This is a genomic window from Sphingopyxis sp. LK2115 (assembly GCF_014595975.1).
Taxonomy (GTDB): domain Bacteria; phylum Pseudomonadota; class Alphaproteobacteria; order Sphingomonadales; family Sphingomonadaceae; genus Sphingopyxis.
Genome location: NZ_JABWGQ010000042.1, coordinates 58,004 through 69,273, shown reverse-complemented (window position 1 = coordinate 69,273; position 11,270 = coordinate 58,004). Strand labels below are relative to the sequence as shown.

Below are 11,270 nucleotides of genomic sequence, written 5' to 3'. Positions count from 1 at the left end.
GACCGCGGGACAATTCTGACCCCCTACCGGCGCCTTGCCCTCCACGCGCGCACGGCGGCCATCGTCTTTTCGACATGCGCCTGCGGCTTGGGGTCGGTGTAGCTCATCAGGATGGTCCCGTTCGGCGCGATGACAAACGATGTCCGGTTCGACAGCATGGTCCCGTCGGGGCGCCGCATCGTGGCGTCATATCTGGCAGCGACCTTCGCGCCGGGATCGGCGGCGACCGCGAACTTGTCGCGGCATTCGGAGCGCGAAAACTCGGCGACGCGCTCGATATTGCCCGCGGTCACGCCGACGACGCGCGCGCCGAGCCGGTTGAAATCATCGCTCGCTTCGGCGAACAGATGCGCCTCCAGCGTGCAGCCCGGCGTAAAGGCGGCGGGGAAGAAATAGAGCACGACCGGCCCCTTGTTCAGCGCCTGTTTCAAGGACAGGCTGAACGGCTTGCCACCCAGCGCCGCGTTCAGTGTGAAATCGGGCGCCTTTGCGCCTTGCTGGAGGGCCGCGATCCCCGGCGCGGGCAGCAACGCGAGCGACACGCCCAAGCCAAGGGCGAGCCCCAGCGGCATTGCAATTCTTTTCAGCAATCTCATCGGGCGAACCTCCCTGCGACCGAAACCAAGAATGCGGAAAAATGGCCGCCGCGTCCAGCGCGATTGACGGCGCCTGGTAACGGCATGGCGCAAGCTGATCGCGGCGTGGGACGGGTATCGTTCACGGGTTCGCTCGGCGAGGCGGTTTTCTGGAAACCTGGCGTTCCGCCTGGGGCGGCTTTCGACCTAAGCCCGTCGTTCAACCGTCACTTTCGCGCGCCAGCGTCGATACCGTCCCCCAAGCGATCAGCGCCTGCCCGCCGAAATAGAGCGGCCAGACGAGCCACATCGTCACGTCCCTGGACAGCGCCCCGCCCTCGCCGGCAAAGATGAAGAGGTCGCTCGCAAGAAACAGCATCGCGCCGATGCCCGTGCGATAGCGCGGAAAGCGGCTCGCCCAGGCTGTCGCGGCCATGAGCGCGACGATCGCCGTATAACCGATCGCCGCCGCCATCTGTTCCGGCGCAGCCTGTTTCGTCAGCCCCCACGCCGCAAGCAGCGCGAGCGGCACAAGCACAAAGACAAGCAGTTTCTGCGATCCGGTCATCGCCGTGCGCCGGTTGCCGACATAGAGGGCAATTGCAATGACATGTCCGGCCGCGAACGCCGCCGCGCCGTGCATCATCCCGATCGCATCGAGCATCCAGTCGCCGAGCGCGCCGAAGGCCAGCGCCGCGGCGATCATCCACCCGCCCGTGCCGCGCGCATTCGCCGCCGCCCAAGCCGCGAGCAAGCCGACACCCGACGCCTTCCACGCCCAGATCGGCGGCCCGTCAAGGCGCAGGACCACAGCAGCGAAATAGCTGATCCCGCCCGCCAGCGCCGCAAGCCACAGCCCGCGCGCCCGGTCCCAGCGTCGCTCCCCGCTCATTATCGCCCCCTTTGCATCTTGCTCGCAACCGGCCTAGTGCGCGGCGCATTGGTCGCAAGTCAATGGACAGGGTAAATGGCGGATTACGACGTGCATATCATCGGTGGCGGCCTTGCGGGCTCTGAAGCGGCGTGGCAGCTCGCCGAGGCTGGCTATCGCGTGCGCCTGTCCGAAATGCGCGGGGGCGGCGACACGACGCCCGCGCATCAGGGCGACGCGCTCGCCGAAATGGTATGCTCGAACAGCTTTCGCAGCGACGATGGCGACAGCAACGCCGTCGGCCTTTTGCATCGCGAAATGCGCGCCCTGGGTTCGATCATCATGCGAGAGGCCGACGCGACCAAGCTTCCTGCCGGCTCGGCGCTCGCGGTCGATCGCGATCTTTTTTCCGGCGGCGTGACGCGCGCGCTGTCCGCGCACCCCAATGTCACGATCGTCCGCGAACGCATCGACACGCTGCCAAGCGAAGGCCTGACGATCGTTGCGACCGGACCGCTCACCGCCGCCGCGCTTGCCGAGAGTATCGGCGCCGCGACCGGCAAGGACGCGCTCGCCTTTTTCGACGCCATCGCGCCGATCGTCTATCGCGACAGCATCGACATGGACATCGCGTGGATGGCCAGCCGCTGGGACAAGATCGGCCCCGTCGGCGAGGGCAAGGATTATATCAACTGCCCGATGGACAAGGATCAATATCATGCCTTCGTCCAGGGGCTGATCGATGGCGAAAAGACCGAGTTCAAGGATTGGGAAAAGGACACCCCCTATTTTGAAGGCTGTATGCCGATCGAGGTGATGGCCGAGCGCGGGGTCGAAACGCTGCGCTTCGGTCCGATGAAGGGCGTCGGCCTCGACAATCCGCGCACCGGGCGCTGGCCCTATGCGGTCGTCCAGTTGCGGCAGGACAATGCGCTCGGCACGCTGTGGAACATGGTCGGCTTTCAGACCAAGCTCAAACATGCCGAGCAGGTCCGGCTGTTCCGCACCATTCCCGGCCTCGAAAAAGCCGAATTCGCGCGGCTGGGCGGGCTCCACCGCAACAGTTTCATCCGCTCGCCTGAATTGCTCGACGGCCAGCTCCGTCTCAAATCGGCGCCGCATATCCGCTTCGCGGGACAGATCACCGGCTGCGAAGGCTATGTCGAAAGCGCCGCGATCGGCCTCGTCGCCGCCCGCTTTGCGGCTGCCGAGCTTGGCGGCCGCACCCTGCCCCCGCCGCCGCCCGAAACCGCGCTCGGCGCGCTGCTCAGCCACATCACCGGCGGGGCCGATGCGTCATCCTATCAACCGATGAACGTCAACTTCGGTCTCTTTCCCCCGCTCGCCGAAGATGTGCGCAAGAAGGACCGCAAGCTCGGCTATACGCAGCGCGCGGGCAAGGCGCTGGCGGAGTGGATGAAGTTCGCGGAAGGTGTGGCGGCCTAGGCGCGGGCCGTCGGGATCGAGGCTTAGAACCGCTGCTTTGCAGTCGGGGAGCGGACGTCGGGGCATCCTTCCCGATTATGGCCGCTTGGGGTCGCTTCCAGACACTCCGTCCCGTCCCGGCTTTCTCAACAATGACACTTTGGCCCTGCCGCGCGTTTCGGCGCGGTCGTCGCAAACTCCGCCCGCGTCAGGTCGCCCGACTTGTCGGCATCGGCCCTGGCGAACCGCTCCCCCGTCGTCACCGCCCATTCCTCGAAAGTCAGCAGATTATTGCCATCCGTGTCCAGTTTGCGGAACGCCGCGGTGCGCGACGACATCAGCTCGACGCGACTGATCCGCTCGTTGCGGTCGCGGTCGAAACGGTTGAAGCGTCGCTCCTCGCGCGATGCTTGCTTCGCAGCGGGCAGCGCCGGCGGCGCCGGTCCGCGCGTTGGCGCATTGGCGCCGGCCACCGGGATCGCGGGCAAGGCGGGCGGCGGATCGGGCAGCACCGCCTCGTCGGCCAGCTGGCTATGTCCTTGCCAAAGGAACAGCCCGCCGGTCAGCAGCAGGGCGCTCGCCACGCCGCCGATCAGGAAACGCGAAACTGCCATACGCCCCTCCGTTCCGAGTGATCGCATCCGCTATCACGGTCGGCGCCGCGCCGCCAAGCGATGCAACCATATTGGCGGTGAATTATAATCGCCTGAATTGTTCAAAACCGCCTGACAAATCACTATACTCGATCAATGCAGAACTACCTCCCCTCGCTCAAACAGATGCAATATCTCGTCGCGCTCCATGAGCATGGCCATTTCGGCCGCGCTGCCGATGCGTGCAACGTCACCCAGTCGACCTTGTCGGCGGGCATTCGCGAGCTGGAGACGCTGCTGGGGCAAACGCTTGTCGAACGCACGCGCCGCGTCGTGCGATTTACCGCGCTGGGCGACAAGATCGTCGAAAAGGCGCACCGCGTGCTGCGCGAGGCCGAGGAGCTTGCCGATATGGCGGCCGCCGCATCGGCGCCGCTCGTCGGCGAGCTGCGGATGAGCGTCATTCCCACCATCGCGCCTTTCCTGCTGCCGGGCCTCCTCCCGCGGCTGCGCAAGGAACGCCCGTCGCTCAAGCTCTTCCTTCGCGAGGAACCAAGCGCGCAGGCGTGCGAGTCGCTCCATCACGGCGCCGTCGATTGCGTGCTGCTGGCACTCCCCTATCCGTGCGGCGACGTGGAGAGCGAAACCTTGTTCGACGACGCACTGTTCGTCGCCTTTCCCGGCGACCAGTCCGAAGACCTTCCCGCGATGGTCAGCGCCGACCAGATCGACCCCGCACAGATGCTGATGCTCGAAGACGGCCATTGCCTGAAGGATCATGCGCTTGCCGCGTGCAACCGGCCGGAGCTGCGCGCAGGCGCGCGAATGATGGGCACTTCGTTGCACACGCTCGTGCAGATGGTCGACAACGGCCTCGGCATTACCATGTTGCCCCAGATGGCGATCGAGGCGGGCATCCTCGACCACACCGACATCGACACGCGCCCGCTCGATTCGGACCATGACTGGCGCACGATCGCGCTTGTCTGGCGCAAGGGCAGCCCGCGCGCCGAGGAGTTCCGGATGCTCGCCGATATTTTCAGAAAGCATCAGGGGCGGGAAACGCCGCCTTTGGATCGGCGTCCCCGCGACGGCCGGCCTCTTTCCGGCGCGTCATGACGACCGGTCGAGATACCGGCCTTTGCCGGGATGCCGAGCAGCGCTCACTCCCACCGCGCAGCGCGGTCCCGGTCGTCCTCGCGTTCCTCGACCCACGCAATGCGTCCGTCGGCAAAGCTCTCGCGCTTCCACAGCATCACGTCGGTCTTCAGCCGGTCGATCAGATATTCGCACGCCGCCAGCGCCTCGGCGCGGTGGCGGCTGCTCGCGAGCACGAGCACGATCGTTTCGCCCGGCGTCATCGAGCCGACGCGGTGAATCAAGGTTAGCGCGCCCAGTTTCCAGCGGTCGGCCGCCGCATGGGCGAGCGAGGCCAGCCCCGCCTCGGTCATCGCCGGATGATGTTCGAGGAACAGTTCGGTCAGTCCCGCATCGCCGCGCACGCGGCCGATGAAACTGGCGCTCGCACCATGCCCGCCCGCGTCATGCAGGTCGATCTCGGCACCGACATCGATCGGCGCAGCCTGAACGAAAACGCGGATCATCCGCCCGTCACCGGCGGGAACAGCGCCACTTCGCGCACGCCCGCGAGCGGCGCATCCGGCCCCGCCAACGCGCCGTCGATCGCGGCGCGGATGCGGTGCGGATCGGCAAAGGTCGCGGCCCCGCGTTCGTCGCGCGCCGCGAGCCAGCCGAGCAGCGCCGCAACATCAGCGATCGCGGGCGGCAGCTCAACCGTCTCGCCCGGCGTGCCCATGCGCTCGCGCACCCAGGCAAAATAGGCCAGCTCGATCCGCATCAGTCCATATGCTTCAGGCCGACGCGCAGATAATCCCAGCCGGTCACCAGCGTCAGCACCGCCGCCCCCCACAAAGATGCGAGCCCGACCGTCTTGATCCACGCCATCGCGGGCAAGGCGCCCGCCAGGATCAGCGCGCCGAAGGCGACAAGCTGAAAGGTCGTTTTCCACTTGGCAAGCTGCGTCACCGGCATCGACACCTGCAAGGTCGCAAGAAACTCGCGCAGCCCCGACACGATGATTTCGCGCAGCAGGATGACAAGCGCCGCAATGACGTGCCACCCGTCGATGTCGCGCGTGAAGACGAGCAGCAGGATCACCGCCGCGATCATGATCTTGTCGGCGATCGGATCTAGGAAAATGCCGAGCCGCGACACGGTGCCCCGCGCGCGAGCCACATAGCCGTCAAAATAATCGGTAATGCCCATCAGGCAGTATAGGCTGAACGCCAAAGCATAATCGATCGGTTTGGGCTGATGCGACCCCTCGGTCACGCCCGGCCACAGCAGGAACAGCAAGATGGGAACCGCCAGGATTCGCGACAAGGTCAAAATGTTGGGAAGGCTCAGCATGATCCCCATCGACTTGGCCGGTCAAAATCACCTTTGACCAGCGCCGCCCTAGCCGATAAGCCCCCCCGGCGACAAGCTGTTGCCCGCGAAATGCGCGCGAACCGACAATGTTGAAAAGATTGGACCACGCATGACCGGTTCCTTTGCGCTGTTGAGGCAACGCCGGTTCCTGCCCCTTTTCGTTACCCAGCTCCTCGGCGCATTCAACGACAATCTGTTCAAGAATGCGATGGTGTTGTTCGTCGTCTATGGCGTGTTCAACGACGAGGCATCCGAAACCTTGTTCAGCGCGGTCGCGACGGGCGTATTCATCCTGCCCTTTTTCCTGCTGTCGGCGCTCGCGGGCCAGCTTGCCGATACGCGCGACAAGGCGCGGATCATCCGCATCGTCAAATTCTGCGAAATCGTCATCATGCTCGTCGGCGGGCTTGGATTGATCCTCGCCTGGCTCGGCTTTGCCGTTCATCTGCTTGCCATCCCGCTGATGATGCTCGCGCTCTTTGCGATGGGCATCCATTCGACCTTCTTCGGCCCCATCAAATATGCGATCCTGCCGCAGCATCTCAAAAGCGACGAGGTGCTCGCGGGCACCGGGCTTGTCGAAGCGGGCACCTATATCGCGATCCTTGCGGGGACGATCCTGGCCGGCATCATCGACGTCGAATGGGCGGCGCTCGGCGTCGTGCTCGTCGCCGCGGTGGGCTATTGGACGGGGCGCCAGGTGCCTCCCGCCCCGCCCGAACATCTGGAGACGGGGATCGACTGGCATATCATCCGCTCGTCGGTGGCGCTTGTGCGCGGCACGATGCACATCCCGCGCCTCTATCTCGCGATCCTCTCGATCAGCTTTTTCTGGACCATCGGCGCGGTGCTCTTCATCCAGTTCCCGCCGCTGGTGAAGAATGTCCTCCACGCCGACAAAAGCGTCGCCAGCCTCTTTCTCGCCATCTTCTCGATCGGCATCGCGATCGGCTCGGTCGCCGTCAACCGGCTGCTCAAGGGGCAGGTATCGGCGCGCTACAGCCCCGCCAGCGTCATCGTCATGGGCCTGTTCGTCGTCGCATTCTATTGGGTGTGCCGCAATTGGGAACATGATCCGTCGGGATCAATGTACGGCATTGCCGGATTCCTGGGTCACGCCGACGTCATCCCGCTCCTCGCCGCGCTGCTCGGCATCGCCATCAGCGGCGGCATGTTCGTCGTCCCGCTCTATGCCTTTCTGACGACGACGGTTCCCAAGGATCAGACCGCGCGCACCGTGGCGGCAAACAATATCGTCAATTCGGGCGCGATGGTGATCGGCTCGCTGCTCGCAATGGGTCTGGGCTTCGCGGGCATCGGCGTTGTCGACCAGCTGCTGATGAGCGCCGCCATGTGCCTTGTTTCCGCCTGGCTCGCGGTCAAGTTGCACCGGGCTTGCGATTAAACGCCTGTTCTTACATCACGAACAGCATCGTCGCGGTAAAGAAGATCGCGAAGCTCTGGACAAACAGCCGCAGATCGTTGTTTGAAAAGATCGTCGCGGATTCGCGATGCCCGGCCAGCGCCCGGCGCAATTCATCCTGCCAGTCCGCGGGAGCGTTCATTCGCGCGATCGTCAGCTGGCGCGCACCGTGCGCCCGTATACGCCCGCGAATGTCGACATGATCGTCCGTGTCCATGCGCCAAGGCTAGGACCATGTTAACGAGTCGGTAAGCTTAAAAGAGTGTTAACGCGCAACTGTCCCGAAGCAGGACGGTTTCGACGGCTCAGCGCCGGGGCACCGCCAACGGCCGGACGCGCACCGGCCGGCCGTCCTTCAATCCCGTCTGAAAAGATTTGCAGCGCGCCGGCTTCATGCGTGGCCCCAGGCAGAAGCGCGCCTCCTTCAGCCAACCCTGCCGGTCGGCCGTCACCGCGATCATTGCGGGGCTCACCCCCGGATTGACTGCGGCGAAGGCCCGGCGGACGTCGCCCGCCGTCAACCGCCGGGACGCCAGTGCCGCCATGTCGGGAAAGCGCACCGCGCGGAACAATAATTCGGAAGCGCGGAAATAGGCCGCGGGGTGCGGGCTCATGCACGTCCCGTGCTTTGCCCATTCATGCTGGAGCAGCTGCGCCGACGGCGTCATGCAAAGATGCTTTTTCAGCACCGGCTGCGGGACGATCTTTGCCGGGCGGCACCATTGGGGGTAGCCTGCATCGTCGGTTTCGGGCCACAGCCCGTGCAGCACCCACCCAAAGCGACCATTCTCACCCGAACATTGAAACCGCTCGCGCGCGCCCCTGGGATTGCGCACGCCCGCGCAATGCTGGGGCGACCAGCTCATCGCCAGCAAATAGCCGGTGACCGGCGGCCGCCGCACCGGCTCCCCCCGGCGCGGCTGTTCGAGCCGCGGCACCGGAATCCGGTCGGGCAGCGAACAGGCGAACGCTTGCGCCTGCGCCACCACGGGCGCAAGCAGCAGCAGCGCGGACGTCGCGCCGAACATAAATTGTCGCCTCCGCGCAAACGGGGGCCGTCGACGGCCCTTTTCTGCGTCGCCGGGTGAAACGACGGCGGCCCCCGCCTGCGCGATGGTTTGAATCTCAAGCCAGCGCAAAGTCGAGCCCGATGTCGGCCGCGGGTGCCGATTGGGTGAGCCGCCCGACCGACACATAGGTGACCCCCGTTTCCGCGATCGCGCGGATCGTGTCGAGCCGCACCCCGCCCGATGCCTCGGTCGCCACCCTGCCATCGACGATGGCGACGCAGGCGCGCAGATCGTCGAGCCCCATATTGTCGAGCAGCAGGTGCGTCGCGCCGGCGGCCAGCGCGGGTTCGACCTGCGCCACGCGGTCAACCTCGACGATGATGTCCGCGATTCCCGCCGCCACCGCACGGCGCACCGCTTCCTCGACCGACCCGGCCACTGCGACATGATTGTCCTTGATCATCGCCGCATCCCAAAGGCCCATGCGGTGATTCGTCGCCCCGCCCACGCGCGTGGCATATTTTTCGAGCACGCGCAGGCCCGGAATTGTCTTGCGGGTATCGAGCAGCGTCGCCCCGGTCCCCGCGATCGCATCGACATATTGGCGCGTCATCGTCGCTATCCCCGACAGATGCTGCACCGTGTTCAAAGCCGAGCGTTCGGCGGTCAGCATCGCGCGCGCATTGCCCGAAAGGCGCATCAAATCGCTGCCCGCCGCCACTTCGGCGCCGTCGTCGACAAGGATCTCGATCTCCATCGCCGGATCGAGCGCGCGGAAGAATCGCTCGGCGATCGGCAGGCCGGCGACGGTGATCGTATCGCGGCTGTCCATCACCCCGGCGAATCGCGCACCGGCAGGAATTGTCGCCATCGACGTAATGTCGCCCCCCGTGCCCAGATCCTCCGCCAACGTGGCGCGGACAAAGGCGTCGAGGTCGAAACCGGGCAGCGAAAAACGGGTCATAACGCCCGCGATAAGCCGCCGGCACCGCAAATCAACTTGACGTTTACGTAAACCAACGCTGTCATGAAAGAAAGAAAAGGTCGAGCCGTCCGCTCGTCCGGTCGTGCCGAGCTGATCGAAACACCATTTTTCTCTTCGGCGACGTCGAAAGAGGATGGCTCTTCGGCCCGCTCAGGGCGAACGGTTCTGGAAGGCGGCACGAAAAAGAAGGGAGAGGTTCGCATGCAGTCCCCCATTTGCACGATGCTTGGCATCGAGTTTCCGCTACTCGCCTTCTCGCACTGCCGCGACGTCATCGTCGCGGTGTCGAAGGCGGGCGGCATGGGCGTGTTCGGTGCCGCCGCACTGCCGCCCGAGCGGCTGGAGGAAGAACTGGCGTGGATCGACGCGCATGTTGGCGGGCGTCCCTATGGCGTCGACCTGATCGTTCCGAACAGCTTTGCGGGCAAGGGGGATGCGCCGTCCGCGGGCGCAACGCAGATTCCCGAAACGCATCTCAATTTCGCGGCCGAGCTGCTCGGCAAGTTCGATATTGATGCGAGCGGGCTCGATAGCGCGATGGAAGCGCGGCAGAGCTTTGGCGAAAATATGCGCGAGGAAGGCGCCGCGCGACTGCTCGAAGTCGCCTTTCGCCACCCGATCAAGCTGATCGCGAACGCGCTCGGCGTTCCGCCGCCGCTGATGCTCGACCTTGGCAAGCGGCACAATGTCCCGGTCGCCGCGCTCGTCGGCACGCGCGATCACGCGCTGGCGCAGGTGCGCGCGGGGGTCGACATCCTCGTCGTCGCGGGCGGCGAGGCGGGCGGCCATTGCGGCGAGGTCGCGACGATGGTGCTCGTCCCCGAAGTCGCCGCGGCGCTCGATGCGATCGGCGACACGACACCGATTCTCGCCGCAGGCGGCATCGTCACCGGGCGGCAGATGGCGGCGGCGATGGCGATGGGCGCACATGGTGCGTGGACCGGATCGGTCTGGCTGACAACCGCCGAGGCCGAAACCAACCCGGTCGTGAAGGAAAAGATGCTCGCCGCCTCGTCGCGCGACACGGTGCGCTCAAAGAGCCGCACCGGCAAGCCGTCGCGCCAGCTCCGATCGCCCTGGACCGATGCGTGGGAAGCCGAAGGCGCGCCAAAGCCGCTGCCGATGCCGCTCCAGTCGCTTGTCAGCGAACCCGCGCTCCGCAAGGTCGACAAGCTCGCCGAGGGCGGCCACGAAGGTGCCAGGACGCTCGCGACCTATTGGGTCGGCCAGGGCGTCGGGCTGATGAACGAGGCGATGGGCGCCGGACAGGTCGTACAGGCGTTCAAGGAAGACTGGATCGCCGCGTGCGAGCGGCTGAACGGGTTCCTGGGGGACTAATCCCGGCCGCTTTTGCAAGCTTTGCGTGCTCCCGCCTTCGCGGGAGCACGCCCATTGCATTTACGCCACCGTCGCCTTCAGTATCTTCCCCGGCTCGCGCGGCGGTTCGCCCTTGGGCAGTGCGTCGACATTTTCCATGCCTTCGATCACCTCGCCCCAGACGGTGTACTGGTTGTCGAGGAAGCGGGCATCATCGAAGCAGATGAAGAACTGGCTGTTTGCGCTGTTCGGATTCTGCGCACGCGCCATCGAACAGACGCCACGGACGTGCGGTTCGCTGTTGAACTCCTGCGGCAGGTCGGGAAGCTGGCTGCCGCCCATGCCGGTGCCCGTCGGGTCGCCGCCCTGCGCCATGAAGCCGGGAATCACGCGGTGAAAGACGACACCGTCGTAAAAACCCTCTTTCGCAAGGGTCGAGATGCGCTCGACGTGCAGCGGGGCGAGGTCGGGACGCAGGCGGATGACAACATCGCCGGTCGACAGCGAAAGCGTAAGGGTATCGGACATAATCTTGGCTCCTGCAAGCGGGGTTGGCAGCGCCATAGCGACACGCGGCGGGCAAGACTACGCCCTAAATCGCGAAAGCCTGCTCGCGGCGT

The 11,270-nt window shown here is 65.4% G+C and carries 14 protein-coding genes; 4 read left to right on the top strand and 10 right to left on the bottom strand.

Going from position 1 to position 11,270, the window contains the following annotated elements; translation table 11 throughout:
- Nucleotides 1-23: 23 nt before the first annotated feature.
- Nucleotides 24-596, bottom strand: coding sequence for a peroxiredoxin (locus HUW43_RS08265; protein ID WP_188236951.1), 573 nt, complete (start codon nt 594-596; stop codon nt 24-26).
- 199 nt (nt 597-795) lie between these two features.
- Nucleotides 796-1,467, bottom strand: coding sequence for a lysoplasmalogenase family protein (locus tag HUW43_RS08260; protein ID WP_188236950.1), 672 nt, complete (start codon nt 1,465-1,467; stop codon nt 796-798).
- A 75-nt stretch (nt 1,468-1,542) separates the two neighbouring features.
- On the opposite strand from HUW43_RS08260, the gene trmFO reads away from it, so the two are divergent.
- Nucleotides 1,543-2,892 carry a methylenetetrahydrofolate--tRNA-(uracil(54)-C(5))-methyltransferase (FADH(2)-oxidizing) TrmFO gene (trmFO, locus tag HUW43_RS08255; protein WP_188236949.1) on the top strand — a complete coding sequence of 450 codons (1,350 nt, stop codon included), beginning with the start codon at nt 1,543-1,545 and terminating at the stop codon, nt 2,890-2,892.
- Between the two features lie 125 nt (nt 2,893-3,017).
- Here trmFO and HUW43_RS08250 read toward each other — a convergent pair whose 3' ends face one another.
- Complete coding sequence (locus HUW43_RS08250) at nt 3,018-3,485, bottom strand: hypothetical protein (RefSeq protein ID WP_188236948.1); 468 nt, start codon at nt 3,483-3,485, stop codon at nt 3,018-3,020.
- A 135-nt stretch (nt 3,486-3,620) separates the two neighbouring features.
- Here HUW43_RS08250 and HUW43_RS08245 point away from each other — a divergent pair, with 135 nt between their 5' ends.
- Nucleotides 3,621-4,583 (top strand): hydrogen peroxide-inducible genes activator, encoded by a 963-nt coding sequence (locus HUW43_RS08245; protein WP_188236947.1) that lies wholly within the window; start codon nt 3,621-3,623, stop codon nt 4,581-4,583.
- 44 nt (nt 4,584-4,627) lie between these two features.
- Here the strand turns inward: HUW43_RS08245 and HUW43_RS08240 are convergent, their stop codons facing one another.
- The 3 genes from HUW43_RS08240 to pgsA are packed head-to-tail and all read right to left on the bottom strand — an operon-like array spanning nt 4,628 to nt 5,894.
- On the bottom strand, nt 4,628-5,068 hold the full coding sequence (locus HUW43_RS08240; protein WP_188236946.1) for a molybdenum cofactor biosynthesis protein MoaE: 441 nt from the start codon (nt 5,066-5,068) through the stop codon (nt 4,628-4,630).
- Complete coding sequence (gene moaD, locus HUW43_RS08235) at nt 5,065-5,322, bottom strand: molybdopterin converting factor subunit 1 (RefSeq protein ID WP_188236945.1); 258 nt, start codon at nt 5,320-5,322, stop codon at nt 5,065-5,067. The genes HUW43_RS08240 and moaD overlap by 4 nt, the downstream gene beginning before the upstream one ends.
- Entirely contained in the window at nt 5,322-5,894 is a 573-nt protein-coding gene (gene pgsA / locus HUW43_RS08230) for a CDP-diacylglycerol--glycerol-3-phosphate 3-phosphatidyltransferase (RefSeq protein WP_188237010.1), read from the bottom strand. Before pgsA ends, moaD begins: the two co-directional genes overlap by 1 nt.
- 130 nt (nt 5,895-6,024) lie before the next feature.
- Between pgsA and HUW43_RS08225 the strand changes: the two genes are divergently transcribed.
- Entirely contained in the window at nt 6,025-7,320 is a 1,296-nt protein-coding gene (locus tag HUW43_RS08225; protein ID WP_188236944.1) for an MFS transporter, read from the top strand.
- Between the two features lie 10 nt (nt 7,321-7,330).
- Here HUW43_RS08225 and HUW43_RS08220 read toward each other — a convergent pair whose 3' ends face one another.
- From HUW43_RS08220 to nadC, 3 genes are all read right to left on the bottom strand, one after another.
- Nucleotides 7,331-7,555, bottom strand: coding sequence for a hypothetical protein (locus HUW43_RS08220; RefSeq protein ID WP_188236943.1), 225 nt, complete (start codon nt 7,553-7,555; stop codon nt 7,331-7,333).
- Between the two features lie 88 nt (nt 7,556-7,643).
- The gene (locus tag HUW43_RS08215) at nt 7,644-8,366 is read right to left on the bottom strand and encodes a ribonuclease T2 family protein (RefSeq protein WP_188236942.1); all 723 of its coding nucleotides are present in this window, start codon (nt 8,364-8,366) and stop codon (nt 7,644-7,646) included.
- Nucleotides 8,367-8,463: 97 nt separating this feature from the next.
- On the bottom strand, nt 8,464-9,312 hold the full coding sequence (gene nadC, locus HUW43_RS08210) for a carboxylating nicotinate-nucleotide diphosphorylase (protein ID WP_188236941.1): 849 nt from the start codon (nt 9,310-9,312) through the stop codon (nt 8,464-8,466).
- Nucleotides 9,313-9,534: 222 nt separating this feature from the next.
- Between nadC and HUW43_RS08205 the strand changes: the two genes are divergently transcribed.
- Nucleotides 9,535-10,671 (top strand): NAD(P)H-dependent flavin oxidoreductase, encoded by a 1,137-nt coding sequence (locus HUW43_RS08205; protein WP_188236940.1) that lies wholly within the window; start codon nt 9,535-9,537, stop codon nt 10,669-10,671.
- 60 nt (nt 10,672-10,731) lie between these two features.
- Here HUW43_RS08205 and HUW43_RS08200 read toward each other — a convergent pair whose 3' ends face one another.
- On the bottom strand, nt 10,732-11,181 hold the full coding sequence (locus HUW43_RS08200; protein WP_411157938.1) for a peptidylprolyl isomerase: 450 nt from the start codon (nt 11,179-11,181) through the stop codon (nt 10,732-10,734).
- Nucleotides 11,182-11,270: the final 89 nt, after the last annotated feature.